The following is a 23,912-nucleotide window of genomic DNA, read 5'->3' on the forward strand; positions in this document are numbered from 1 at the left end:
TTGATCTGTCGGAGTATCGCTCACCACCAGCAGGCCGAGTTCGCCATGATCCGGGCGGCCACAACTGCAATTCCGCACCTCATCCCGGACCTTGTCCATCCCGGACCGTTCGGAGGGGCCGGCTCCCCGGAACGAGCCCCCGCCCGTCTGTCACCTCACGGGCTCGTACGTACTTCGGACATACCCCGAAGGAGCAGTTCGACCAATCGGCGGGGGTCGTAGCGGGGGTCGCTGTCACGTCCGATGCACAGGTTGCCGATGCCGCGCATCAATTCGTAGGCGTGCGTACCGGGCCTGATCTCGCCGGCGTCGACTGCGGCATCGAGCAATTGCGCGCAGACGGGCACCAAGCGGTCGAGGAAGTAGGTGTGCAGCGCTTCGAAGCCGCTGCTGTCCGATTGCATCGCGTTGGCGAGTCCGTGCTTGGTGACCAGGAAGTCGACGAAGAGATCGACCCACTGACGCAGTGCTGCGAGCGGGGCGTCCGCACTGCCCAGCAGACTCGGGCCGGCCTCGGCGCATGCCTCGACCTGGTGGCGGTAGACGGCGACGACGAGATCCGCCCGAGTCGGGAAGTGGCGGTAGATCGTCCCCAGCCCGACGCCCGCTCCGGCCGCGATCTCACGGATGGGCGCATCGACGCCGGAGGTGACGAACACCGCGGCGGCGGCGTCGAGCAGTGCCTGCTGGTTGCGCAGCGCGTCGGCCCGTTTGGTTCGGGCAGGCCCCTGTCCGGGCTGGTTCTCAGCGGGCACCGCGCTCTCCTTACGACGGCCGTTGACAAAACGGAACACTGTTCCGTATGTTAATCGGAGCAACGTTCCGCTTCCAGGCTAGCCGAAGCCGGACGCTCCCGACCGCCTCACCCGCCGCCGACCGAACGAGATCGGCAGCGGTGGCCATCGAAGGGACATACCCATCATGAGTGAACCGGCCGACACGGCCGACACCTTCAGCCCGCCCACTCCCGTCCTCTCGGTCGGTCCGGTAGTGCTGCCGGCTCCCGGCCGAGCCGTGGACCTGGAGGTGCGAGTCTCCGCGCCCGTGACCGGGAGCGACCTGCCGGTCGTCCTGCTCTCGCACGGTCAGGGCCACTCGAACCACCTCTCCTCACTGAACGGCTACGCCCCCCTCGCCAACTTCTGGGCGGCACACGGCTTCGCGGTGATCCAGCCCACCCATCTGAGCTCAAGGACGCTGACCCTCGCTCCCGACACCCCCGGGGCACCCCTGTACTGGCGATCACGGGCCGAGGACATGAAGCACATCCTCGACCGGTTCGACGTGATCGAGGCCGCTGTCCCGCAGTTCCTCGGGCGCTTGGACCGAACCAGGGTCGCCGTGGCCGGGCACTCGATGGGCGGGCACACCGCGAGCCTGCTGCTGGGCGCCCGGCTCACCGATCCGCACGACGGGACGGAAGTGAACCTGCTCGAGCCCCGGATCAAGGCGGGTGTACTGCTCGCCGCGCCCGGCAGAGGCGGCGATGCCCTCACCGAGTCCGCGGCCAAGGATTTTCCTTTCCTCCTGACCCCGGACTTCTCCACGATGACGACGCCCGCGCTCGTGGTCGCAGGCGACAAGGACGCCTCTGCCCACCTGACGGTTCGGGGCCCGGAATGGCACACCGATCCGTACTTCCTCTCCACCGGCCCCAAGTCCCTGCTCACCCTGTTCGACGCAGAGCACGGGCTCGGCGGGGTGTCTGGATATGACGTCGCCGAAACCACGGACGAGAGCCCCGAGCGAGTGTCCGCGGTCCAACGGCTCACCTGGGCCTATCTCCGCACCGAGCTCTACCCCGGGGATCCCGCATGGCAGACAGCGCGTGACGCGCTGACGGCCGCCTCCAGCCCGCTCGGACGGGTCGAATCCAAGTAGGCCCAAGGAGACACCACCGGCTGACCTGGCGTCGAACACCGCCGGTGGCTGGAACGCACGATGCCTGACCGGCCCCGGCCCCGGCCGCGTCCGGAGGCTCTGGCGCGAGGGTGACAGCATCGGTGTCGGCGGAAGTAGATCCTCCTGAGTCGCCGGGCTGAACCTGGACGGCGACGGCCTTGCTCAAGAACAGTCACAAGGGCCGCCACGTCGAGGAATCGGGCTGAGCCGAAGGGCGTCACGGCCCCCGGCTACGGGCGGGGCCGCAGCGGTGGAGTCCGCTTGGGCGTGGTAACCGGGGGGCGAGGCGTCAGGCACTTTCGCCGACCACCACCTTGACCGTCGAGTACTCGCGGCGGAGCACCTTCAGCGGCTGGTACTCCGGGGAGTCCCAGAACTCCTGGAGCGCGGCTTTGGACGGGAAGTGATGGATGACCAGGGTCGCGGGGCGCCAGTCCCCTTCGAGCACCAGGGCGTTGTCGTCGATCAGCACATTGCGCCCGCCCGCCCTGTCGATGAGGGGTGTCACCCCGTCGATGTACCGCTGGAAGCCCTCCGGATCGTCGATGTCGAGGTCGATGACGACGTAGGCGGTCATGTCTGAATTCCCTCCGGTGAGTGGCACTGGTGTGTTGCCACCGACCGTATGGGGACCGTCCGGGACTCTTCCATGCGTGGAAGGGGGCAGAACATACGCCATCGTGCTCAAGGGCGGCTTCACGGTAGATTCCAGTTCATGGACGTGTTCAGCGACGTCATTGCCACCATGCGGGTCGGCCGGGCGAAGTTCACCCGCTCGCGACGCAGCGGGGCGTGGGGCAGCCGATTCGGGCCGTACCCGGGCGCGGGGTTCCACATCGTTCTGCGGGGCAGTTGCTGGCTGCTCCCCGCGGACGACTCCGCGAGACTGCTCACCTCCGGTGACGTGGTGTTCCTGCCACACGGAACGATGCACGGCATGAGCGACAGCGCGGACCGGGCGGCGGCGGACCTGCCCCTCGACGTGCAACCGGGGCAGGTGGGCGACCTCCCCGGCGACATGACTGACGAACTGACTCACGATGACACGCTCCTGCTGTGCGGCGCGTACCGTCTCGACCGGGGAAGGGCGCACCCGTTCCTGCATGCGCTCCCAGACATCGTCCACCTCCCCGCCCGGCCCGGCCACCACCCGGCCCTGCGCACCGCGGTCGACCTTCTGGCCACCGAACTGACGGATCCCCGGCGGGGAGCGGACGCCACGCTGCCCGCCCTCCTGGACCTGCTCCTGGTCTACCTCCTGCGCGCATGGATGGACGAGGAATCCGCCCGCCGGCCCAGCACCGGCTGGCTCGCCGCGCTCACCGATCCGGCGGTCGCGGCCGCGCTTAACCACCTCCACCGGGACCCCGCGCGGCCATGGACCGTCCAGGACCTGAGCAACGAGGTCGGGATGTCCCGAACGGCCTTCGCCAAGCGCTTCACCTCGTTCGTAGGGCAGCCACCGATGGCCTACCTGACCTGGTGGCGACTGAGCACCGCGGCGCGGATCCTGAGCGCCGGCGACTCTCCCCTCGCCACTGTGGCCCAGCAGGTCGGGTACACCTCGGAATTCGCCTTTTCCAACGCTTTCAAGCGCACCTTCGGGGTCGCTCCCGGCCGCTTCCGACGAGAGCACCGCGCGGCCGGCGCGCACTCTGCCGGTGCTCGGTGACGACGCCGCCCCTGCGTCGGCGCCGTGCGCCGGCGGGTCCCTCCTGCTGCGGAGCTCACAGTGGACGTCCCGAAGGCCCGGGCGGTCGCACCTGGTTCCACCCGCGCCCGAACCGGCCCGCAACCCGGGCCATGGCCCCGCCCGGTTGTATGTGGACGACCTCGACCGGGCTTTGCCGCTCCTGACCGAGCTCACGGGCTCTGGCCCGCTACGGCGTTTCTCGTATGGCGAGTTGGAACTGGCGGCCATCGGCGACTTCCTCGTCGTCGCCGGATCTCCGGAGGCGCTTGCCCCGTTCAGGAGCGTCCAGGCGACTGTTGCGGTCGACGACCTTGCTGAAGCCGAGCGCGACTTGAGTGCGCACGGTGCTGAGATCCTTTCCGGTCCGAATGACGTGCCCACCGGCCGGAACCTGACCGCGCGACACGCGGACAGTGCGGTGATCGAGTACGTCGAGCTGCGGGAAGCACCGCCGTCCAACTGAGAGGGACGACGCACCGGCCCCTGGTGGCCCGGGTCAGCCGGAGGAGGACTTCTTGGCGGACGACTTCTTTGCTGCCGCCTTCTTTGCTGCCGCCTTCCTATCGGACGACTTCTTGGCGGACGACTTCTTTGCTGCAGCCTTCTTTGCTGCCGCCTTCCTATCGGACGACTTCTTGGCGGTCGGCTTCTTGGCTGCAGCCTTCTTTGCTGCCGCCTTCTTGTCGGACATCTTCTTCGCGGATGCCTCCTTGACCGCGGCCTTCCTTGCTGCGGCCTTCTTTGCTGCCGCTTTCTTCTTCGACTTCGATTCGGCCGCCTTGGCAGGCGTCTTCTTGGCGTAGGTCTTCTTCGCCGTCACCTCATCGGCTTGCGCTCCCTGGGACGGCGCAAAAAGATCGTTGAAATCGCTGTATGAGATTTCATGCGCAAGCTCATCCCCCTGCAGGGGCGCCACAAAGAGATCAGCAAAATTGGTGGGAGTGATTTCACTCTCGGCGATTGCTCCAATTACGGCGACAAAAGCATCCTCGGCCGCCTCCCGACTGCCGAGCCGCCTCTCGACTCGCGACAAAAGGCCCTCCGCGTAAGCCACCCCCTTCTCCGGAGGAATCGGGTTGGCGATACGCCCAGGGGTTTCGTTCAGGCCTGTCCGCAAAGGCGATTCGGCCTCGCCACCACTGTTCATCGAATTCGTCCCATCACTTGGAAGCCACGGAAGCCGCTACCGCCAGGGCAACCTCCACGACCAAAAGACACGCACCGATCTCATAGTAGCGGGACCGACCCACCAGAATATCCTCATTGTCCTTGACGCCCTGCACCATTCCCATGGTTGCGTCCAGGCGGAGCTGGATATCATCGCCCTCGTGGTCGAGGAGGTCCTTTGCGGGTGCCCCGTAACTCCAACCACGGCGGACCGGAAGGAGGCTCCTGAGTGCGCAATAGAGGATGACGGTCAAGGTCAGGAGAAGCCAAAGTGCCCACCATGACGAGATGGGGTTGTCCGTACCGATCAGTCCGATCGTCGAGGTGAACGTCGCAATGGCTCCAGCGACTGTCAGCAGTCCCGCTGCCCGAACTCTGAGGTTTCCGAGAGTTCCTTCCTGCTGCGTGAGTCTGCGGAGTGCGGCATCGTAAGCCATTTTGTACTTCTCATCCGACTCGGCGACGTCCTCGGCGTGCGGCGGGGTCGGACCACTGGATCTGGCCGCCAACCGAGCCGCGAGGATCGTGGCTGTCACGCTGATTGTGGAGCACGTCAGCCACATGAGCGCGTTGCCCGGGTTCGTTCGAGGTGCTGCGACGCCGGCGTCATCCACGGTCGTATTGTCTGTGCCGCCTTCGGCCCATGGCCGAAGAACACGCGGGCGCGCCCCCTGTCGAGCCGGTCCTTGCGCCGAACGGCGGAATGCCCGGCCCGGCCCGCCCCGCTTCTCGCTACCGGTACTTCCAAACGATGGCGGCCGAGGCCGCGCGGTCGAGGATGTTCAGGGGTTGTCGGGGCCGAATTCGGGGGGTGGAGCGAAGGTGATGGTGCTGATGTGCCGAGCCACGTCCTGGGGCAGGGCGTCAAGGCCGAGGGGTTCGTACCCGGGTCTGCCGGCAGGGAGGTGGAAGGTGTCTTCGAAGAGGGAACGCGGTCCGGTGAGCGCGAAGGAGATGCCTACTGCTTCGCCGACGTCGAAGCCGCGTGACGCGAACCATTCGGTGACCGTCTGCACCACGCTCGGGGAGGGGATGAGTTGGTGGACACGGTCGGCGGTGAGCCGGTCCACGACCGGTCCTTCCCCGGGCGGGCGCAGGATGACGAGTGCTGAAAGAGCCTGCTCGTGGTCTCCGGGCGCGGTGGTCATGGCACGGACGACTCCCTAGAACCATGGCGCGGCGTACCGGGTGCCACTGCCGGAGGTTGGGTTTCTACGGCTGCTGGGCGGCTACGACGGCTGCGTGGGCGTCGACAAGACCGGTGCCGGTGGCCAGGTCCGGGCCCGGGACCGCCGCGTGTCCCATGCCGTCCCGGACAAAGCAGTTTCCTGCGGCCACGTCGCGGGCTGTGCGGCGCAGGATGTCGCGGACCTGCGACGGGGTCAGCTGCGGGTTGGCCTCTTTGACCAGGGCGCAGGCGCCGGCGATCTGCGGGGCGGCGGCGGATGTGCCGCTGATGGCCGCCCAGCCGTCGTCGGCCGGGGTCTCGTCGCCGTCGGGGTGGTGGTTCCCGGCGAGGTCGCGGTCGATGTCGTCGTTGGGCTGCACCGGCAGCATGATGTAGGCCGCCCTGGGCAGCATGCCGACGAGCCCGCACAGGTCGGGAGAGTTGCGTCCGACGAAGATCTCGCTGGCGAAGCCGCTGGAGTAGTCGGATGCGCGCAGGGTTCCGTCGGGTGACATGAAGACACCGCCTGCGGAGATGACGTCGGGATGCTGGCCCGGGAAGCCGAAATGACCGTTTCCCGCAGAGAAGACCACGATGATCCCGCGTGCGACGGCCACGGCGATCGCGGCGGCCATGGCCTGATCCGCCGCGCTGAACTCGTTCGGACGCCGCTTGCTCGATCCCCAGCTGTTGCTGATGACGTGCGGGTTCAGTGCGACTGCTCTGTTGAAGGCGCCGATGGTGTTGAAGAAACTCATTTTGACCATCGTGAAGTCCACGTCCGGCGCGATGGCGAAGATGTTCGCGGATTCGGCGGTACCGTGGCCGCTCTCGTCGTCGGCCGGCGCGGTGGCGCCCGGTCCCAGTACGACGGGTTCCACGTTGTAGCCGCGTGCTGCGTAGTACGGGTGCGCGAAGTGGCCCGAGTCGGTCATGACCACCTTGATGCCCGCACCGGTGATGCCACTGCGGTGGGCTCTGTCGGCGTTGCACCCCAGCGATACGTCGCCTGGGACGTCCAGGTGCCAGTAGGCCCTTGGCGGGGCAAGCGCGGTGGCGAAGAAGAACCGGGGCTCCTCGAGGGCGACTCCTTCGAGGACGTTGGCGAAGTCGGTGTCTGCCGTGTCTATGAGGCCCGGCATCTCGGTCTGAGGGCATTCCACGAAGGTGGCGAGATCTTCTCTCCTGTGCTCCTTGAGCACCGGCCGTTCCTGGGGCTCCAACGTGCAGTGGAAGGCACGCTCGTAGAGGTCGGGGGGCCCGGAGATGTTGAGTGTCACCTCAGGAGCGAGTTCGTGTGTGCCGCCTCGGGCGCGCGGGGCCTCGAGCACGGTGAACCCGGCGGCGCGCAGTTGCTGCGCGGCCTGGTCCACGATGCGGGGCTCGGACTGGACCGCCTGCGCCGTACGCGCGGTGGTGGTGTCGGCCTCGAACAGCGAGGTGCCGCCGATCGAGCGGGGTGAGGCCTGGGCGTAGACGATGCTGGGCAGGCCGTTGGCAAGCTTCGGCATCTTGGGCTTGCTGAGGAACCCAGGGCTCCCGTCAGGGTATGACGCGCTCACAGCTGCCACCTCATTTCACTGCGGATCCTGTTGCCTGTCGTGGGTTGGCGGCTGGCCGCTGTGCGAGACAGCGGCTCAGCAACCGTATTGAGCAGGCCGCGAGTCCGAGTTCCCCGCCAATCCTCGATATTCGAACTAAGCCGACACTTCACCCATTCAGGTCATTCAAGTTGCGGATAGCGCATTCCTATCGGATCATCTCGACCGGGACTGGGAGACCGGCGCACCGCAACCGCGCGGAAACTACTGCTCGGTGGACCCGGCGGAACAGGCGGTCCAGAGCAATGGTTCGCCGAACGGCGCGGACGTGGGCGGCTCGTCGTGCATGCGGCGCAGTTCGACTCCCCCCGGTCAGCGTCGCGCCGCATGGCGGGCAAGCAGTACGCACGCGCGCGCCGCCGCGTTCTGCGGCTCAGCTTCAGCGGCTCCCGGCCGCGTGAGCGAGCACCGGCTCGGGCTGAGGCTGCCGGTCGGTGTCCTCGACGCCGATGCGGGGCAGCCGATGGTCGAGCCAGCGGGGCAGCCACCAGGTCGCGCGCCCCATCAGCGCCATGGCCGCGGGCACGAGCACCATGCGGACGACCGTCGCGTCGAGCACGATCGCTGTCGCCAGACCCAGGCCCATCATCTTGACGAGCGGCGACGGGTTGGCGACGAAGCTGAGGAACACCACTGTCATGATCAGAGCGGCGGAGGTGATCACACGGCCCGTGGCCGCCATGCCGCGTGCCACCGACTCGGTCGTGTTCCCCGTGGCGTCGTACTCCTCGCGGACACGCGAGAGCAGGAACACCTCGTAGTCCATGGACAGGGCGAACAGGACGGCGAAGAAGATCGTCGGCATGGGCGAGGCGATCGGGAAGGTGCCCTTCAGGTTGAACAGGGCCCCGAGCCAGCCCCACTGGAAGACGGCGACCACCACGCCGTATGCCCCGCCGATCGACAACAGGTTGACCACGGCGGCCTTCAGTGGCAGTGCGACGGAGCGGAACAGCACCATCAGCAGCAGGAACGACGCTGCCAGAATCGCGGCGATGAAGACCGGCAGGGTGTCGGCGAGTTGCTCGGTGAGGTCGTCGGTCATGGCGGTCAGGCCGGATACGGCGACGTTGCCGGGGACGAGATCGCGGACACGCTCAAGGGTCCGGGAGGTCTCGGCGTCCGCGGGGGCGGTGGTCGGGAGCGTGGGCAGCACGACGGTGTCCCCGGCCGGCGAGGTCTGCGGATCGCCGACCGTGGCGATGCCGGGGTCGGCGGCGATGCGCCGGGAAAGTGCGGGGACGTCCTCGGCGTCGGCACCGGGGCGGGTCAGGTCGACGACGATCAGAAGGGGGGCGTTGAAGCCCGGGCCGAAGCCCTCGGCCAGCAGGTCGTAGGCGCGGCGGTGGGTGGTGCTCGTGGAGTCGTCGCCCGCGTCGGGGAAGCCGGTCTCCATGCGCAGCGCGGGGGCGGCCAGGGCGAGCAGGACCGCGGCCGCGGCGAGCAGGTGGCGCCACGGTCGGCCGGACACACGGTGGGCGAAGCGCCACCATGCCGTGTCCTCGGACTTCTTCACGGGGCGCTCGCGGCCCCGGCGGCGCCCTTGGTGGACACGGTCGCCCAGGAGCGACAGCAGAGCAGGCAGCAACGTCAGGGCGGTCGCCACGGCGAAGAGAACGACCAGGGCGGTACTGAGGCCGATCGATGTCAGGAAGCCCAGGCCGGTCAGCGCGAGAGCGGCCATCGCCACGATGACGGCGCCTCCGGCGAACAGGACCGCCGCGCCCGAGGACCCCATGGCGTTCGACAGCGCGGTGGCGTTGTCCTGGCCGGCTGCGCGGTTCTCGCGGTGGCGGGCCATGATGAACAGGGCGTAGTCGATGCCGATGCCCAGGCCGATCATCGCACCGATCGTGGGGGCGGCGGTGGAGACGTCCATGGCGTTGGCCAGCAGCATGACGCTGCCCAGGCCCGCGGCGACGGCCACCAGGGCCAGCGCGATCGGCACCAGTGCGGCCACGATCGTCCCGAACGCCACCACCAGGATGACGAGTGCGGTCAGCAGCCCCGCAGCCTCCGCACCCGATGTCTCCGTCTTGGCGTTGATGAACACGGCGTCACCGCCCAGCTCGGCGACGACTCCGTCCCCCCGTGCGGGCTCGATCGCGTCGGCCAGGGCCTCGATGTCCGCGGGGTCCACGTCCATCGCGGGCACGTCGAATGTGATCCGGGCGAAGCCGATACGTCCGTCGGGCGAGAGCGTGTCGGCGGTGAAGGGATCGGCCGCGGTGGTGACGTGGTCCACGTCGGCGATCCGGGCGACCGCGGCGTCGACGGCGTGCCGGTGGCGCTCCAGTCGCTCCCCGTCCGGCGCGGCGAAGACCGCCATGGCGCTGCCACCGGACGCTTCCGGGAAGCGCTCTTGGAGCAGCCGCATCGCCTTCTCGCTCTGGCTGCCGGGAGCGACCAGGTCGTCGACGAATGAGCCGCCGACCGCGCCGGCCAGGGGCAGCACGAGGAGGAGGGCGACCGCCCAGGTGGCGATGGTGACCCATGGTCGGCGGGCGCTCGCCCTGCCGATGCGACGGGTGAATCGGTTCATGGGTGTGTGGGCTCCTGTGAGAGATGGCCGCCGTCCGCCGCCGGTCCGTGGCGCACCGGAGGCAATTCGTGAGCTCTTCCATCGTGGGTTCCGGCGGCGGTGCTGTCCCCCGCCACCGGACGGGTCCGGGGCTCCCGCTCGGGACGGGCGGAGTGCGGCGGTACCTCCCCCTGACGGGTGAGCCGGGGATCCGCCCACAGGCGGGTGACTACGCCTGCGGCCCGGACCTACGATGACTTGCCCGAAGGACCCCGATGACCAGCGCCGGGGCGCCGGATCCTGTTGACGGAGCGATGATGAACCGCACGACGCTGCCCTCGGAGACGCCGGCCCGCGGCGTGCCGGGCAGGTTCCGCGGGCCCTTCACCCGGTGGCCGCGGGGGGCGGACGCCGTCCTCGCGGCCGCCCTGCTCCTGGCCACGGCATTCGTGCGGGACGAGGCACCGGGCGACGCGGTCGGCATCCGCCCGATCACCGAGGTGCCCGTCCCGGTCCTGATCCTGTTCGCCGTGGCGGGCGGGGCGCTCTACCGGCGTCGACGCGAACCTGTCGCGGTCCTGTCCGTGGCGCTCGTCGCCTGGGGGCCGACGCTGGGCAGCAGCTACTCCAACCTCGGCGGGGTCGTGATCGTGGCGCTGTACAGCGCCGGGCGATACGCCGCGGACACCCGGCGGAGCCGCCTCGGCACCGCCGCGGCCATCGCCGCCGCCGTCACCGGGGTCGTGATCGACGGCCTGCTGCGCTCCTTCCCCTGGGGGGACATCGGCTTCGGCGCCGCGGTCATGTTCGTGGCCTGGTACATCGGGCGGCGTCTGCGACTGCGCGCGGAGCGCGCCGCCCGCCTCCGCGAGGAACAGGCCGCCGAGGCGCGCCGGATCGTCGCCGAGGAGCGCACCCACATCGCCCGCGAGCTGCACGACGTGGTCGCCCACCGGGTGAGCATGATGACGGTGCAGGCGGGTGCGGCCCGGATGGTGGCCGCCGACGCTCCCCAGGAGGCCCTCGAAGCGATGGCGGCGGTGGAGCAGGCCGGGCGCCAGGCGCTGGACGAGCTGCGTCACCTGCTGGGGGTACTGCGGCCGGGAGCCGACCGCGACCTGCTGGGCCCCCAGCCCCGGCTGGCCGACCTCCACCAGCTCGTCGAACAGGTCCGCGAGGCAGGTCTGGACGTCTCGGTCACCGGCGGTGTCCACGCTGCTCTCCCGGCTCGCGTGGAGCTGTCGGGGTACCGCATCATCCAGGAGGCACTGACCAACGTGCTCAAGCACAGCGGACCGCGGACCCGCGCCGAGGTGCGCCTGAGCTGCGAGAGTGGCGGCCTGAGCATCGAAGTGCTCGACGACGGTCGCGGAGCCGCCGTCCAATCGGTGTCCGCCGGCGCCCACGGTGCTGTGACCGGCCATGGCATCGTCGGCATGCGGGAGAGGGCATTGCTCCTCGGCGGCAGCCTCGACGCGGGGCCGCGGCCCGGCGGCGGTTTCCGGCTCGCCGCCCGTCTGCCCACTGGAGGAGAGCCCGCGTGAGCATCCGTGTCGTCGTCGTGGACGACCAGGCGCTGGTCCGCCGGGGCTTCGTCATGATTCTGCGGGTCCATGACGACATCGAGGTCATGGCCGAGGCCGGCACCGGACTCGAGGCCGTCGAGGCGGCGCACAAGCACCGTCCGGACGTGATCCTCATGGACATCCGCATGCCGGGCATGGACGGCATCGAGGCCGCCTCCCGGATCCTGCGGGAGGCGGACTGGGACGTGCGGGTGCTGATCCTGACCACATTCGATCCGGACGAATACGTCTACAAGGCGCTGCGTGCCGGTGCCAGCGCCTTCGTGCTCAAGGACATTCCCCCCGAGCAGCTCGCCACCGCCGTGCGTACCGTGGCCGAGGGCGGGGCGCTGCTGGCACCGTCGATCACCCGGCGCCTCATCGACCAGTTCGCGGAGCGACGTGTCGTCAGCACCTCGGTGGCGGGCCGCCTGGCGCGACTCACCGGCCGCGAAGGCGAGATCGTGGTCGCCGTCGCTCGGGGCGCGAGCAACTCGGAGATCGCCACCCAGCTCTTCATCGGACCGGCCACCGTCAAATCGCACGTGTCGAGCATCCTCACCAAACTTGGTCTGCGTGACCGCGTCCAGATCGTGATCTTCGCCTACGAGAGCGGACTCGTCGAGGCGGGCGACCACGACATCGGTCACTGAGGCGACCCGTTGCGACTTTCCCGCGGTCGGTATGCCGCCCAGCACCTGTCGGCGCCACGCGGAACGCTCGACCGCGGGGATGCCGGCGTGCGTAGCGGAACAGGTGATCGAACCGATCAGGATTCGAGAAGCGCGGGCCACCGGGCCACAGCTAGCGTGACCGCCATGGACATCGCCACCACGACTCCGCACGACCTCACCGGTGGCCTACCGGCACGTGCCGGACCTCGAGGCGCAGCCGAGCTCCTCCGGTGCGCAGCGTGGCCGGGTCCGGAGACTCCAAGGGCCGAGGCCAAGGAAAGCCAGACGTCCTGTTCGAAGCTGGTTGGATGGCGTCGGGCGACGCCGGAAAGGGCCGCGAAGGCGGCTTCGTACGAGAGGGAGACACGATGAGCCTGGCCCCGAGGACGGACACGCAGTCGCCTGAGCCGCACCCTGCCGACAGCCACGATCTGATCCGCGTGCACGGTGCCCGCGAGAACAACCTCAAGGACGTCAGCATCGAGATTCCGAAGCGGCGGCTGACGGTGTTCACCGGTGTCTCCGGCTCGGGCAAGAGCTCGCTGGTGTTCAACACGATCGCCGCGGAGTCGCAGCGGCTGATCAATGAGACGTACAGCGCCTTCGTGCAGGGTTTCATGCCGACGCTGGCGCGGCCCGAGGTCGACGTCCTCGACGGGCTGACGACCGCGATCATCGTCGACCAGCAGCGGATCGGCGCCGACCCCCGCTCCACCGTCGGCACCGCCACCGACGCCAACGCGATGCTGCGCATCCTCTTCAGCCGGCTCGGGGAGCCGCACATCGGCCCGCCCAGCGCGTACTCCTTCAACACCGCCTCGGTCCGGGCGAGCGGCGCGATCACCGTCGAGCGCGGTGCCAGGAAGGCGGTGAAGGCGACCTACTCCCGCACCGGCGGCATGTGTACGCGTTGCGAAGGCCGCGGCACGGTCTCCGACATCGACCTCACCCAGCTCTACGACGACTCCAAGTCGATCGCCGAGGGCGCGTTCACCATCCCCGGCTGGAAGTCGGACAGCTTCTGGACCGTGCGGGTCTACGCCGAGTCGGGACTCCTCGACCCGCACAAGCCGATCCGGGAGTTCACCAAGAAGGAGATGCACGACTTCCTCCACCGGGAGCCGACGAAGGTGAAGGTCGAGGGCGTGAACCTCACCTACGAGGGGCTGATCCCCAAGATCCAGAAGTCGTTTCTCTCCAAGGACCGGGAGGCGATGCAGCCGCACATCCGGGCATTCGTGGACCGGGCGGTCACCTTCACCACCTGTCCCGAGTGCGACGGCACCCGGCTCAGCGAGGGCGCCCGGTCGTCGAAGATCAACGGGATCAGCATCGCCGACGCCTGCGCGATGCAGATCACCGACCTGGCGGAATGGGTCCGCGGCCTCGACGAGCCGTCGGTGGCGCCGCTGCTCGCCGCGCTGCAGCAGACCCTCGACTCGTTCGCGGAGATCGGCCTCGGCTACCTGGCGCTGGATCGGCCGTCGGGGACGCTGTCGGGCGGCGAGGCACAGCGCGTCAAGATGATCCGCCACCTCGGCTCCTCGCTCACCGACACCACCTACGTCTTCGACGAGCCCACCACGGGCCTGCACCCCCATGACATCAGCCGGATGAACGATCTGCTGCTGCGGCTGCGGGACAAGGGCAACACGGTGCTCGTCGTGGAGCACAAGCCGCAGACGATCGCGATCGCCGACCACGTCGTCGACCTCGGCCCCGGCGCCGGTACGGCGGGCGGCACCGTCTGCTTCGAGGGCACGGTCGAGGGGCTGCGGGCCGGCGGCACCGTCACCGGCCGCCATCTCGGCGACCGGGCCGCCCTGAAGGAGGCGGTGCGCAAGCCCACCGGCACGCTGGAGGTCCGCGGCGCGACGGAGCACAACCTGCAAGGCGTGGACATCGACATCCCCCTCGGAGTGCTGACCGTCGTCACCGGCGTGGCGGGTTCCGGCAAGAGCTCGCTGGTGCACGGGTCGCTCCCGGCCGGCGCGGGTGTGGTCTCGGTCGACCAGGGCGCCATCAAGGGCTCGCGCCGGAGCAACCCGGCGACCTACACGGGACTGCTCGACCCGATCCGCAAGGCGTTCGCGAAGGCCAACGGCGTGAAGCCGGCGCTGTTCAGTGCCAACTCCGAGGGCGCCTGCCCGACCTGCAACGGCGCCGGCGTCGTCTACACCGATCTGGCGATGCTGGCCGGCGTCGCCACCACCTGCGAGGAGTGCGAGGGGAAGCGGTTCCAGGCATCGGTGCTCGAGTACCACCTCGGCGGCCGCGACATCAGCGAGGTGCTCGCGATGTCGGTGACCGAGGCCGAGGAGTTCTTCGGCGCCGGTGAGGCCGGCACGCCGACCGCGCATCGCATCCTCGGCCGTCTCGCCGACGTCGGCCTCGGCTACCTCAGCCTCGGCCAGCCGCTCACCACGCTGTCCGGAGGCGAGCGGCAGCGGCTCAAGCTGGCCACCCACATGGCCGAGAAGGGCGGCGTGTACGTCCTCGACGAGCCGACCGCAGGTCTGCACCTCGCCGACGTCGAGCAGTTGCTCGGCCTGCTCGACCGGCTCGTCGACTCCGGCAAGTCGGTCATCGTCGTCGAGCACCACCTGGCGGTGATGGCACATGCCGACTGGATCATCGACCTCGGCCCCGGCGCCGGCCACGACGGCGGCCGGATCGTCTTCGAGGGCACACCCGCCGACCTCGTCGCCGCCCGTTCCACCCTCACCGGCGAGCATCTCGCGGCCTACGTCGGCACCTGACCACGTCTCTCACGGGCACCGTTGGACGAGTCCTCTCAGCTGTTTCGGCTCGTCCCAGGATCAGGATTGCGTTCGATCCTGGCGGCCATGATCCGCGCCGCGAGCGTGCCCACGCCGACGGCGGCCCCCACCGCACTGCACACCAGGCCCTTGCCCATCAGCACTCCCCGTCCCTTGACGGCGATCCCCTGTCATCGGACGGTATCCGCGCGGGCACCGACCATGTCGTCGTGATCCACCGGATGTCCGAAAGCCGCCGCGGTGCAGTCGAGCCACCGCGGCGCAGTCGAGTGACGTCCACCCGCCCTGCCCGTCGCCACGTACGAGGACCACCCCTGGGCCGGCGCTCACTGCCGACGTCGGCCCGGTCGTGCTGCGCACGGACCGGCCCTCATTTGGGACGCCCGCAGTCTTGGTTTATCGAGAACCGCTGCTGAAAGACGCCCTACAGTCGGGAGCATGACGGAGGCACCGGCACACGACCGCGGCACGCGCTCCCGCGAGGCGATTCTCGACACCGCCACCGACCTCATGTCCCGGCACGGCTATGCGGCCACCTCCATATCGATGATCTCCGCCGCCTGCGGGCTCCCCGCCAGCTCCATCTACTGGCACTTCGGCAGCAAGGACGGCATCTACGTCGCCGTGCTGCAGCGCGCCAGGATCACCCTGGAGACGGCCCTGCCCTCGATCGACGTCCCCGGCGCGGACGTTGCGCAGCGGCTGGACAGCTTCCTCGAAGCGCTGACGGTGGTGTTCCAGCGCCATCCGCACGGGACGAAGCTGCTGCTGGGGCTGAGCATGCTGCAGCAGAGCGCCAGTGCGGAGGCCGTCGCCGAACTGCACCGCTACCGCGACACCCTGATGGCCTGGGCCCGGGGGGCCCTCAGCCGGGTCTTCGACCTCGGCGACCGCCCCGAGGTGTCGGAGGAACTGGCCCGCTTCACCTTGAGAACGGCGAGCGGAACCGCCGTCGCTCGCTGGTTCGAACCGGCCGCTTCCCTGGACATCGAGCCGCTGCGTGTCGCGTTGCGGGCCCTGGCGGCCCACCGCAGCGGCGTCCCAGCCGGGAAGACGCCGCGTGTGGGGCACCCCTGAGTTACGTTGTCCTCCTTCGCTCAGGGGACGCCGGGCGACTGCCAGAACGCGCAGCGGTGGTCGGCTGCGAATGCGGTGGTGGGAGCGGTCCGGTCCGGGGCCAAGACCTGGATGCGGTCGCTGTCGGGGGTGTACCGCGGCCAGGGCGGGGCGCCCGGCCCGTTGGGACTGCCGGTGGCGGCGAACCTGGCCCAGTAGCCGGCCATGGTCTCCGACAGCCGACGCTGGGCAGGACTGGTGAGGGGCAAGGCGTCCATGGGGAACAGGTAGGCGAGCTCTGCGGCGTGGAAGGCGCCCTGCGGGGTGTACGGCGCCGGGATGAAGGGGGGTGCGCCGGGATCGTCGAACTCGTACGCGTAGACGGGTGCCCTGCCGCTGTAGAGGCGGCTGTCCGCCCGCGCCGGACAGCTGAACCGCTGGTCGGTGCCGACCGCGGAGTAGGCAAGATCGGGTGAGGGAAACGCTGAAGCCGGGTAGGCGTCGAGGACGGCGTCCGCCCGGTCGGCGTGCTCGCGCCTGATCAGGGCGGCGTAACTGCGGGGCGTGAGCGGACCGCCCCCGAGCAGGTCGACGTAGAGCGCTGTGAAGTACCGGTACTCGTCATGGGTGCTGCCGCTCAGGGTGGGGACCGCGTTGACCTGCCCGGTGGACCACGCCGTCCGCGGTGGGACGGGCAGGATGCGCGGCCCGGTGTTGGGCGTCCACAGGGATGCGGCCCCGGGGGCTGCGCGGATGAGCTCCGTGGCGGGTACGGCACGCAGGCAGGCCGCCGCGGCCTGTGGGTCGGCGCAGCCGACCGACGCGGCGAGGCTCCGCCCTCGGTCCTCGGCCGCGCTCAGGGTGAGCGGGGTCGGGGCGCCGTCCGATGTGCAGCTGCCGCTCTGCTGGATCGCCCGGCGGAACAGGCCCTTCGCGGTCGGCGAGGCGATGTGGAGGCAGGTGTCCGCGGATCCGGCCGACTGGCCGCCGAGAGTGATCCTGTCGCGGTCGCCGCCGAACGCCCCGATGTTGCGGCGGACCCAGCGCAGCGCGGCCTGCTGGTCCATCAGGCCGTAGTCGCCCGAAGCACGGTCGTGACTCTCGGCGGACAGGGCGGGGTGGGCGAGGAAGCCGAGCGCTCCGAGCCGGTAGTTGACCGTGACCACCACCACACCGCGGGCCGCGAGGACCGAGCCGTCGTAGTCGCTCCCGGCGCCGAAGGTGTTGCCGCCCCCGTGCAACCAGACCAGCACCGGCAGGTTCCTGCCGACGGTGCGGGCCGGGGCCCGCACATTGAGGTACAGGCAGTCCTCCGATGTGCTGCCGGTCCGGTTGGACTCGCCGGGCAGGACCGGCCCGCCGTCGGGGAGCAGCGTCAGTGGTGACTGGGCACAGGGGGCGGCCGGGGTGGTCGCGTCGCGTACGCCGGACCAGGGTTCCGGTGGCCGGGGCGGTCGCCAGCGCAGCTGCCCTGTCGGTGGGGCGGCGAAGGGGATGCCGTGGAAGACCCTGCCGCCATCGGGACCGGCCGCACCGCGCACCGGCCCCTGGGCGGTATGGACGACCAGCGGGGTGTGGGCGGAGTCGGCGCGGGCCGCGGCAGGCACCGTGATCGTGCACAGCAGGGCCGCGAGGGCGGTCAGGGCACGGGTGGTGGCGGGGGTGCGGACGCTGCGGGATCTCATGAAGTCTCCTTTCGCTCCGTCTGTCACCGGTGAGGGCTGCCTTCGGTGAGGGAGGCGCCGCCGGGCGAGCGTGATGCTTGCCTCCCGGACCGGGCCACGGGTGTCACCGCGTGCGTTCGTACGCGCCGATGTCGCAGGCGGCGCCCTGAGGACGGGGGATTCCGCGCTGGTCGGTGGCGGGGCACTCGGCAGCCGCGTCGAGCGCGGGGCTGCCCGGCAGCAGCGCGTGCGGGTCCGTGGGCCCGCCGTTGTCGGCGAGGGGGCCGACCAGCGCGGTACGGCTGGGCAGGTCACCCTCGCCGGTCAGGCCGCAGCTGCCGTCGCTGTCGATGTTGTGCCCGTTTGAGGCGATGTCCGCGAAGACGCGATCGCAGTCGGCCGGTGTTCCCGCCCCGGTGTTGCCTGCGATGATCGAGTTCCGCAGGGTGAGGTGTCCCAGTGGGAGATCGATGATGTCGGTGATCGGCGGGGGCAGGCTGTCCAGATAGGCGGGGGCGATATTGATCCCGCCGCCGCCGTCGGTCGCGCTGTTGCCGGTCACCGTGGAGTTGAGGATCTGTACGTGCCCGAGGCCGCGGATGTCCAGGCCTCCGCCGTAGCCGCCCAGGCTTCCGGGGCGGTCGCCGGGGTCGGTCACCCGGTTGTCGGAGATCGTCGAATTCGTCACCGTGCCGCCGTCGTCGAATCTGATGCCCCCGGCCTCCCCGGCGGTGTTGCCGCTGACCGTGCTGTCGATCAGGTCGAGGTGCGAGCCGGGGACGTTGAAGATGCCGCCGCCGTAGCCGGCGGAGTTCCCGGTCACGGCGACGCTCTTGAGGGTCATGTGCCGACCGTTGGCTATCGCGCCGCCACCGGTGTCGGTGAAGGGAAGTTCGCGCTGCCTGGCCACTCCCCCGATGATGGTGAGGTCGGACAGTCGGCTGTCCGCCCGCATGCGGAAGGCCCGGTCGATGCGGTTGGCGTCGATGACAGTCGTGCGCGCCCCCGCTCCCCTGATCGTGGTGGGAGCGTTGACGTTCAGGTCACCGGTGCTCGGATCGGGGTGCGAGCCGATGATGAGGCGGGGGTTGGGCGGGATGGTCAGCCGGTACCGGCCGGCGGGCAGCGTGATCGTGCTGCCCGGCCGGGCGTTGGCGGCCATGACCGCGGCACGCAGGCTGCAACCTCCCGTCCGCGTGCGGCACTCGCCGTCCGACGGGTCGGCGTCCACGGCGTCGGCGGTGGTGTCCACGGTGAACTCTCCGGGCCCGGATTCCCCCCGCGCTTCGTTGGCGGAGGCCGGGGTGGGCAGATACGCCGCCATGACGAGTAACACCGCGGCGGGCATGGCTGAGCGGGTGCGGTTTCTCATCGGGTGAACTCCCGTCCGCTGAGGGATGCTGACCGGCATTGCGATGGCGAGGCGGTGCCGGGTCCGTCGGACCGCGCTGTTGCGCCGGCTCTGTTGCGCCAGGTCGTACGAGCCGCCGCATCCGTACGGCGCGATGGGCACGACATCTCCCCCGGGCCCGGCAACGGCTCTGCAGTGGGCGGCTCTGTAGTGAGCGTTCCATTCGGAGCAGGCGTTGTCCACAGGCGTGACAGGGAAACCGCGAACGGAAGCCGAATGGCCCGGGCTCAGCGGCTGGGCGCAGAGTTCCGACCCGGTGCCGCCCGCGTCCAGCACGCCTGCGGCACTCCGACGTGGATGACGTACAGACGTCCACGGGCGCGTTTCGAGCAGCTGACCAGGGTGGATGGGACAATGCTGGGGCGATGACTGATACCACGACGCCGAACGGCCCTGTTGCGACGATGCGCGACGACCAGCGGGAGGCCTCGCGACGCAGGCTGCTCGACGCGGCGCTGGGGATCCTCGCGGAGGAGGGCTACCGGGGCTTGACGGTGAAGAAGGTCGGTGACCGCGCCGGGGTCAGCCGCGGCATGGTCAACTACCACTTCAGTTCCAAGGCCGGACTCGTCGAGGCGGTCGTCCACGACATCCGCGAGGTCTTCCTCGACCGGCTCCGGGCACTGCCGGGATACGAACACATGACGGGGTTCGAAGCCGTACTGGCCAAGTTGGAACAGTACTTCTCCGCTCTGGCGGAGCCGGGCCCGGGGGTGCGGGCCCGCGCGCTGCTGGTGCTGCTGGTCGAGGCTGTCGGCAGCTCGGGCGAGGCCGCGCAACCGCCCCTGGCCGGTCAACTCGACCTGGTCCGCACCGGCGTGGAGGACGACATTCGGCAGGGAATCGCCGACGGGAGCATCCGCCCGGGCGTGGATCCGCGGGCGCAGGCGTTCCTGCTGGAGAGCCTGGCCCGGGGCGTTCTGCTCCAGTACCAGGTGGACCCCTCCCGCGTCCGCCTGGAGGAAGTCGGCCGAGCGGCCCGAGAGATGGTGCTGCTGGCGCTCGCCCCCGGGAAGAGGAAGGGCTGACCCCAGCCGTCAGGGCCGCACGTGGGAGCCCGGCAGCGCACACCGGCCGACCGGTGAGGTGCGGTCAGACCGCACTCAGTCCGCCGTCCACGATCAGCTGCTGGCCCGTGATGTAGGAGGCGCGGTCGGACAGCAGGAACGTGACGGCCTGGGCCACCTCCCAGGCAGTGCCCTGGCGGCCGAGCGGGATCCGGGCGGAGGAGGCCGTCCTGGAGGCACGTGCGGCGGACGCCTGGCGGCCCATCGGAGTGTCGATCAGGCCCGGCACCACCACGTTGGCGCGGATACGGCGGGCGGCGCCCTCCTTGGCGACATGCCGGGCCAGACCCAGCAGACCCGCTTTGGAGCTGTCGTACGCGGGCGAACCGGTAGCGGCACGCAGGGCGGCAACCGACCCCATGAAGACGATGGCGCCGCCCTCCTCCATCACCGGCAGGCCGTATTTCGCGGCGAGGAAGGGCGCGCGCAGATTGAGGGACAGAACGCGGTCCCAGTCCTCGAGTGAGGAGCCCGCCAAACCGGCGCCGAGCCCGATTCCGACATTCACCACGAGCGCGTCCAGGCCTCCGAGCTCGCGGGCCGCCTCGGCGACCAAGGCGCCGACCTGGTCGGGGTCGGTGGCATCGGCTGTCAGAGCGGTCCCGCGACGCCCCTCGGCGGTCACGAGCTTCGCGGTGGCGTCCGCCGCCTCGGGCACGACGTCGGCGCAGGCCACCTTGGCTCCCTCGCGGGCGGCAAGCACGGATATGGCCCGCCCGTTGCCGACGGGTGCGTGCGGATCCTCGTCCGCACGTGTGCCCGCGCCGATCACCAGGAGCCTGCGCCCTGCCAGGCCGCGTTCCTCCGCCTGCGGTTTGCGGAGCTCAGTCATCGGTGTGCGTCCGTTCCACCCCTGCGGTCGCCTCGAAGGGTTCGAAGCCGGGGTCCAGCTGCACGCCGGCGGAGTTCAGGAAGAACGCCACCATGTGGTACTGGCCGACGAGCATGGCGATCTCTATCAGCTCGGCCTCTCCGTAGCGGGACGCCAGAGCATTCCAGGTGCCGGCCGAGATCCGGGCGTCGCTGTGGAGCTGATCGGCGGCCCGGAGCAGATGCCTGTCGAGGTCCGTCCATCCCGTGTCCTCCGGACCCTGCGCGATGCGGGCGACATCGTCGGCGGTGAGACCCTCGGCCTCGGCCAGCGGCAGATGCCGTCCCCACTCGTATGCGGCCCCGGTGTTGTGCGCGGTGCGCAGGACCAGCAGTTCCCGCACCCTTCCGGGCAGCAGCCCGCCGCGCAGCAACTGAGCGCCGAAAGGCATGAAGGCGGCGTAGAGGTCCGGGTGGCGGACCAACGTGGAGAAGATATTGGGCACCCGCCCTCCGGGATCCCGCGGAGCGCCGGCCAACAGCCCACGCGCTCGCGCATCCCAGTCCTGTTCCGGCAATGGCGTGAGGCGGGGCAAGCGGCTGCTCCGCGCCAGGCCGTCGGCCAATGAGCCAAGTGCCCCAGGGGCGGCGTCGTCCATGACCCCACCTTAGAAACTGGCTGAACGTTTAGCAAGTGAATGGGTCAACGGGTACCGGGGCGGGTGGCGCATGACGGACTCGCCCGGTAACCGGCCCGCCCCCCTTGCGGGAGACCTGCTGGAGACCTGCGGAAGAGGGTCATTTCACGTAGTCCGGGACCACCCGGGGCGGCCAGGCGCCCACGGTCAGCATGCCCACCGAGTGCGCGCGCGAGACCAGGGCCGCGCGGTTGGGCGCCTTCATCTTCCGGAACAGCGATGCCACGTGGTACTCGACGCCCTGCCTGCTGAGATAGAGCTTGGCGGCCATCTGCACGGTGGAGGTACCCTCGGCCACCCCTTCGAGTATCCGGGCCTCCACCGGTGACAGCAGTATCCGGTGCCGGGTGGAGGGCGGTTCATCGGCCACCCGACCGTCCGGTTTGACGAGGACGATGACGGCCGACCGCTGGTCGGACCGGCCCTGGACGGGCACGCCGGTCAGCACGCCCGGGAAGACCTCGTCCCGCGAACCGCGTGCGAGGACGTGTTGGGTGAAGCGGGACCGCCGCCCGTCGCGCAGACGCAGGAAGTGCTCGCGCAGGACGGGCAGGGAACTGGGATGCAGCAGCTCGTACAGGTTGAGGCCGCACAGCTCCGCGGAGGATCTACCGAAGTACCTGATGAAGCTGCTGTCCACGGCCAGGATCCGCAGGTCTGGACCGAGAGTGGCAGTGCCGGCGGCGGGCCCGTCGGCCATCACGGCGATCCGGTCCGGGCCGTGAGCCCTCGGTGGCGCTGCCCGAGCGGGCGCTGCCGGGTCGACGTGAGGGGTGCGGGAAGGCGTCATGGGAGTCACCTCATTTTCTTGTCGCAGCAACGGTGTGCTGGTTCCGCGACGTGTATATCAATGGCGTAGCGGCCGGGGCCCCGTCCGAATCCACGGCGTTCTTGCCCGAGTTCAGCCGGATGGATGTTCTGGGACATCGGGCGCCGACTCCACTCTGATGGGTCGCGAGAAGGCGCGAAGGGGTCCCCGTCGCTCGTGGCCCAGCGGGATGAAGCCCCCACCGTCGGTCGTGCTCACCACGAGTGCGACCGCTACGCATGAATGCCACGACGTCGTGGTCGACCGGCCACCGCCGACTCAACCACCGCCGCGGAGTGATCCTCTGGCACAGCTGCCCGCCGCCGCCCTTCGCGCGCCCGGACCGCGGCCATGAGCCCGTCCAGCGCATCGAAGGGCGGCGCGGTTCGCCCGTCAGCCCTCCGTCGGCGGGTGTGCGGGGAATCGGGAGTGGCGGATGCCCGCCTCGTACGTCTCCTTGAGGTGCTGGAGAGTGTCGTCGAAGTGGCGTGCGGCGTAGGTGGCGTAGAGGATGTCGATCAGGAGGAGTTGGCCCCACTTGGAGGTGACGGACTCTCCGTACAGCCCCTCCCCCGTGACGTTGGAGGTGAACAGCGGCACATCGCTGAGCTCCGCGAGGGGACTGTCCTGGGCGGAAGTGATACCGATGGAGGTGGCGCCGGTCCGCCGGGCAAGCCGCATGGCTTCCACGATCGCGGTGGACTGGCCGGAGTCGCTGATGCCGATCAGGACGTCCTGCGGGGTCAGAATGGTGGCCAGCATGACCTGCACGCTCTGGTCGCGGTAGAGCAGGCACTTCTTGCCCGCCCGGGTGAACCGCATGACCCCCTCTTCCGCCGCGATGCTGGAGGAGCCCATGCAGCAGAACACCACCGCGGCCGCGTCGTGCAGGAGATCGACGGCCCGACCGATGGCGTCGCCGCTGACCTGCTTGGCGGTCTGCATCAGCGCCTGGCGGCTGCTGCGCTCGATCTTGCCCACGATGGCGGGAGCCTCGTCGCCGCGGAGGATGCCCTCGTAGACGAACTCCTCGTCCCGGCCCGCGCCCGCCGAGCGGGTGGCGAAGGTGGCCTCGGCGAGGCTGAGGCGGAGCGAGTGGTAGCTGTCCATGCGCAACTCGCGCACGAACCGGGAGACCGTCGACTCGGCCACTCCACAGGCCGAGGCCAATTGTGAAATGGTCATCGACTGCGCCTGCTGGGGATGGGCCAGCAGGTACTCGCCGATCTGGCGCAGCGCGCCCGGTAGGTACGGCAGCTTGCTGGTGATGAGACGCAGCACATTGCCGGCCTCATCTGCCGGGACAGCCATGACTCGCTCCGTGGTC

At 69.8% G+C, this 23,912-nt stretch carries 22 protein-coding genes; 8 read left to right on the top strand and 14 right to left on the bottom strand.

Features of this window, described 5'->3' with window-relative positions; all coding sequences use genetic code 11:
• Positions 1–155: 155 nt before the first annotated feature.
• Positions 156–755, bottom strand: coding sequence for a TetR/AcrR family transcriptional regulator (locus IEY86_RS20155; RefSeq protein ID WP_189133163.1), 600 nt, complete (start codon positions 753–755; stop codon positions 156–158).
• A gap of 166 nt (positions 756–921) precedes the next feature.
• Here IEY86_RS20155 and IEY86_RS20160 point away from each other — a divergent pair, with 166 nt between their 5' ends.
• Positions 922–1,881, top strand: coding sequence for an alpha/beta hydrolase family protein (locus tag IEY86_RS20160; protein WP_189133164.1), 960 nt, complete (start codon positions 922–924; stop codon positions 1,879–1,881).
• Positions 1,882–2,191: 310 nt separating this feature from the next.
• Here the strand turns inward: IEY86_RS20160 and IEY86_RS20165 are convergent, their stop codons facing one another.
• Complete coding sequence (locus IEY86_RS20165) at positions 2,192–2,479, bottom strand: DUF1330 domain-containing protein (RefSeq protein ID WP_189133165.1); 288 nt, start codon at positions 2,477–2,479, stop codon at positions 2,192–2,194.
• A 138-nt stretch (positions 2,480–2,617) separates the two neighbouring features.
• On the opposite strand from IEY86_RS20165, the gene IEY86_RS20170 reads away from it, so the two are divergent.
• Positions 2,618–3,574 (top strand): AraC family transcriptional regulator, encoded by a 957-nt coding sequence (locus IEY86_RS20170; RefSeq protein WP_189133166.1) that lies wholly within the window; start codon positions 2,618–2,620, stop codon positions 3,572–3,574.
• Between the two features lie 151 nt (positions 3,575–3,725).
• Complete coding sequence (locus IEY86_RS20175; RefSeq protein ID WP_229698608.1) at positions 3,726–4,058, top strand: VOC family protein; 333 nt, start codon at positions 3,726–3,728, stop codon at positions 4,056–4,058.
• Between the two features lie 33 nt (positions 4,059–4,091).
• On the opposite strand, the gene IEY86_RS20180 is transcribed toward IEY86_RS20175, so the two are convergent.
• The 5 genes from IEY86_RS20180 to IEY86_RS20200 form a co-directional block, all read right to left on the bottom strand.
• A complete protein-coding gene (locus IEY86_RS20180) occupies positions 4,092–4,742 on the bottom strand; it encodes a histone H1-like repetitive region-containing protein (protein ID WP_189133167.1) in 651 nt (216 codons plus the stop codon).
• A 13-nt stretch (positions 4,743–4,755) separates the two neighbouring features.
• Complete coding sequence (locus tag IEY86_RS20185; RefSeq protein WP_189133168.1) at positions 4,756–5,376, bottom strand: hypothetical protein; 621 nt, start codon at positions 5,374–5,376, stop codon at positions 4,756–4,758.
• 168 nt (positions 5,377–5,544) lie between these two features.
• Positions 5,545–5,910, bottom strand: a complete 366-nt coding sequence (locus IEY86_RS20190; RefSeq protein ID WP_189133169.1) for a hypothetical protein — start codon at positions 5,908–5,910, stop codon at positions 5,545–5,547.
• Between the two features lie 64 nt (positions 5,911–5,974).
• Positions 5,975–7,441, bottom strand: coding sequence for a S8 family serine peptidase (locus tag IEY86_RS20195; RefSeq protein ID WP_229698609.1), 1,467 nt, complete (start codon positions 7,439–7,441; stop codon positions 5,975–5,977).
• 469 nt (positions 7,442–7,910) lie between these two features.
• The gene (locus IEY86_RS20200; protein ID WP_189133171.1) at positions 7,911–10,073 is read right to left on the bottom strand and encodes an MMPL family transporter; all 2,163 of its coding nucleotides are present in this window, start codon (positions 10,071–10,073) and stop codon (positions 7,911–7,913) included.
• 254 nt (positions 10,074–10,327) lie between these two features.
• Between IEY86_RS20200 and IEY86_RS20205 the strand changes: the two genes are divergently transcribed.
• From IEY86_RS20205 to IEY86_RS20215, 3 genes are all read left to right on the top strand, one after another.
• A complete protein-coding gene (locus tag IEY86_RS20205) occupies positions 10,328–11,596 on the top strand; it encodes a sensor histidine kinase (RefSeq protein ID WP_229698610.1) in 1,269 nt (422 codons plus the stop codon).
• Positions 11,593–12,270, top strand: coding sequence for a response regulator transcription factor (locus tag IEY86_RS20210; protein WP_189133172.1), 678 nt, complete (start codon positions 11,593–11,595; stop codon positions 12,268–12,270). Before IEY86_RS20205 ends, IEY86_RS20210 begins: the two co-directional genes overlap by 4 nt.
• A gap of 389 nt (positions 12,271–12,659) precedes the next feature.
• Positions 12,660–15,050 carry an ATP-binding cassette domain-containing protein gene (locus IEY86_RS20215; RefSeq protein WP_189133173.1) on the top strand — a complete coding sequence of 797 codons (2,391 nt, stop codon included), beginning with the start codon at positions 12,660–12,662 and terminating at the stop codon, positions 15,048–15,050.
• Between the two features lie 35 nt (positions 15,051–15,085).
• Here IEY86_RS20215 and IEY86_RS37580 read toward each other — a convergent pair whose 3' ends face one another.
• A complete protein-coding gene (locus tag IEY86_RS37580) occupies positions 15,086–15,208 on the bottom strand; it encodes a hypothetical protein (protein ID WP_265805075.1) in 123 nt (40 codons plus the stop codon).
• Positions 15,209–15,509: 301 nt separating this feature from the next.
• Between IEY86_RS37580 and IEY86_RS20220 the strand changes: the two genes are divergently transcribed.
• Entirely contained in the window at positions 15,510–16,148 is a 639-nt protein-coding gene (locus IEY86_RS20220; RefSeq protein WP_189133174.1) for a TetR/AcrR family transcriptional regulator, read from the top strand.
• A gap of 20 nt (positions 16,149–16,168) precedes the next feature.
• Here IEY86_RS20220 and IEY86_RS20225 read toward each other — a convergent pair whose 3' ends face one another.
• Positions 16,169–17,812, bottom strand: a complete 1,644-nt coding sequence (locus tag IEY86_RS20225) for a carboxylesterase/lipase family protein (protein ID WP_189133175.1) — start codon at positions 17,810–17,812, stop codon at positions 16,169–16,171.
• 103 nt (positions 17,813–17,915) lie between these two features.
• A complete protein-coding gene (locus tag IEY86_RS20230; protein ID WP_189133176.1) occupies positions 17,916–19,163 on the bottom strand; it encodes a CSLREA domain-containing protein in 1,248 nt (415 codons plus the stop codon).
• A gap of 404 nt (positions 19,164–19,567) precedes the next feature.
• Here IEY86_RS20230 and IEY86_RS20235 point away from each other — a divergent pair, with 404 nt between their 5' ends.
• Positions 19,568–20,230: a TetR/AcrR family transcriptional regulator gene (locus IEY86_RS20235; RefSeq protein ID WP_189133177.1), complete on the top strand. Its 663-nt coding sequence runs from the start codon at positions 19,568–19,570 to the stop codon at positions 20,228–20,230.
• 64 nt (positions 20,231–20,294) lie between these two features.
• Here IEY86_RS20235 and IEY86_RS20240 read toward each other — a convergent pair whose 3' ends face one another.
• The 4 genes from IEY86_RS20240 to IEY86_RS20255 form a co-directional block, all read right to left on the bottom strand.
• Positions 20,295–21,101: an SDR family NAD(P)-dependent oxidoreductase gene (locus tag IEY86_RS20240; RefSeq protein ID WP_189133178.1), complete on the bottom strand. Its 807-nt coding sequence runs from the start codon at positions 21,099–21,101 to the stop codon at positions 20,295–20,297.
• Entirely contained in the window at positions 21,094–21,585 is a 492-nt protein-coding gene (locus IEY86_RS20245; RefSeq protein ID WP_229698611.1) for a carboxymuconolactone decarboxylase family protein, read from the bottom strand. Before IEY86_RS20245 ends, IEY86_RS20240 begins: the two co-directional genes overlap by 8 nt.
• Positions 21,586–21,877: 292 nt before the next feature.
• Positions 21,878–22,567, bottom strand: coding sequence for a LuxR family transcriptional regulator (locus tag IEY86_RS20250; RefSeq protein WP_229698612.1), 690 nt, complete (start codon positions 22,565–22,567; stop codon positions 21,878–21,880).
• Between the two features lie 411 nt (positions 22,568–22,978).
• Positions 22,979–23,896 (bottom strand): MurR/RpiR family transcriptional regulator, encoded by a 918-nt coding sequence (locus tag IEY86_RS20255; protein WP_189133180.1) that lies wholly within the window; start codon positions 23,894–23,896, stop codon positions 22,979–22,981.
• Between the last annotated feature and the right edge of the window lie 16 nt (positions 23,897–23,912).

Source organism: Wenjunlia tyrosinilytica, assembly GCF_014646055.1.
In the GTDB taxonomy this organism is placed as follows: domain Bacteria; phylum Actinomycetota; class Actinomycetes; order Streptomycetales; family Streptomycetaceae; genus Wenjunlia; species Wenjunlia tyrosinilytica.

Bases quoted from the DNA above. Each gene is read 5' to 3' on its own strand.
- IEY86_RS20255 (WP_189133180.1), bottom strand. From the start codon at position 23,896: ATGGCTGTCCCGGCAGATGAGGCCGGCAATGTGCTGCGTCTCATCACC.
- IEY86_RS20195 (WP_229698609.1), bottom strand. From the start codon at position 7,441: ATGCCGAAGCTTGCCAACGGCCTGCCCAGCATCGTCTACGCCCAGGCC.
- IEY86_RS20215 (WP_189133173.1), top strand. From the start codon at position 12,660: ATGAGCCTGGCCCCGAGGACGGACACGCAGTCGCCTGAGCCGCACCCT.
- IEY86_RS20235 (WP_189133177.1), top strand. From the start codon at position 19,568: ATGACTGATACCACGACGCCGAACGGCCCTGTTGCGACGATGCGCGAC.
- IEY86_RS20180 (WP_189133167.1), bottom strand. From the start codon at position 4,742: ATGAACAGTGGTGGCGAGGCCGAATCGCCTTTGCGGACAGGCCTGAAC.
- IEY86_RS20170 (WP_189133166.1), top strand. From the start codon at position 2,618: ATGGACGTGTTCAGCGACGTCATTGCCACCATGCGGGTCGGCCGGGCG.
- IEY86_RS20190 (WP_189133169.1), bottom strand. From the start codon at position 5,910: ATGACCACCGCGCCCGGAGACCACGAGCAGGCTCTTTCAGCACTCGTC.
- IEY86_RS20165 (WP_189133165.1), bottom strand. From the start codon at position 2,479: ATGACCGCCTACGTCGTCATCGACCTCGACATCGACGATCCGGAGGGC.
- IEY86_RS20250 (WP_229698612.1), bottom strand. From the start codon at position 22,567: ATGACGCCTTCCCGCACCCCTCACGTCGACCCGGCAGCGCCCGCTCGG.
- IEY86_RS20230 (WP_189133176.1), bottom strand. From the start codon at position 19,163: ATGAGAAACCGCACCCGCTCAGCCATGCCCGCCGCGGTGTTACTCGTC.
- IEY86_RS20225 (WP_189133175.1), bottom strand. From the start codon at position 17,812: ATGAGATCCCGCAGCGTCCGCACCCCCGCCACCACCCGTGCCCTGACC.
- IEY86_RS20220 (WP_189133174.1), top strand. From the start codon at position 15,510: ATGACGGAGGCACCGGCACACGACCGCGGCACGCGCTCCCGCGAGGCG.
- IEY86_RS20240 (WP_189133178.1), bottom strand. From the start codon at position 21,101: ATGACTGAGCTCCGCAAACCGCAGGCGGAGGAACGCGGCCTGGCAGGG.
- IEY86_RS20200 (WP_189133171.1), bottom strand. From the start codon at position 10,073: ATGAACCGATTCACCCGTCGCATCGGCAGGGCGAGCGCCCGCCGACCA.
- IEY86_RS37580 (WP_265805075.1), bottom strand. From the start codon at position 15,208: ATGGGCAAGGGCCTGGTGTGCAGTGCGGTGGGGGCCGCCGTCGGCGTG.
- IEY86_RS20205 (WP_229698610.1), top strand. From the start codon at position 10,328: ATGACCAGCGCCGGGGCGCCGGATCCTGTTGACGGAGCGATGATGAAC.
- IEY86_RS20160 (WP_189133164.1), top strand. From the start codon at position 922: ATGAGTGAACCGGCCGACACGGCCGACACCTTCAGCCCGCCCACTCCC.